Source organism: Vibrio sp. 10N.222.55.C6 (genome assembly GCF_041473395.1).
In the GTDB taxonomy this organism is placed as follows: Bacteria; Pseudomonadota; Gammaproteobacteria; order Enterobacterales; family Vibrionaceae; genus Vibrio; species Vibrio crassostreae_C.
Genome location: NZ_JBFRSD010000880.1, coordinates 1 through 569, shown reverse-complemented (window position 1 = coordinate 569; position 569 = coordinate 1). Strand labels below are relative to the sequence as shown.

The following is a 569-nucleotide window of genomic DNA, read 5'->3' as shown; positions in this document are numbered from 1 at the left end:
TTGTATCACTGGGATCTTCCACAATACCTTGAAGACAAGGGCGGTTGGTTAAACCGAGAAACATCTTACAAATTCGCTGAATATGCAGAAGTGGTGAGCAAGTACTTTGGCGATACCATCGACGTTTACACCACGCTCAATGAACCGTTTGTTTCTGCATTCCTAGGCTACCGTTGGGGCGAACATGCGCCAGGTATCAAGGGTGAGAAAGAGGGCTACTTAGCATCTCACCACCTAATGTTGGCTCACGGTTTGGCAATGCCGATCCTTCGTAACAATGCACCTCACGCTAAGCATGGTGTGGTATTCAACGCGACGCCGGCTTACCCGCTCACGCCACAAGATCAAGGTGCGGCAGATTACTGCGAAGCCGAGAACTACCACTGGTTCATCGACCCAGTATTGAAAGGCGAGTACCCGCAGTTAGTTGTTGAGCGCCAAGCGATGAACATGCCGATGATCCTTGAAGGTGATTTAGACATTATCAGCGCACCGGTTGATTACATCGGTATCAACTATTACACACGTAATGTCGCTCGCTTCAATGAGAATGGCGACATTGAATCAGT

The 569-nt window shown here is 48.9% G+C and carries 1 protein-coding gene; it reads left to right on the top strand.

Annotation, left to right across the window (positions count from 1 at the left end; all coding sequences use genetic code 11):
• On the top strand, nt 1–569 hold a 569-nt coding region (locus AB4486_RS26675; RefSeq protein WP_372119778.1), incomplete at both ends, for a family 1 glycosylhydrolase.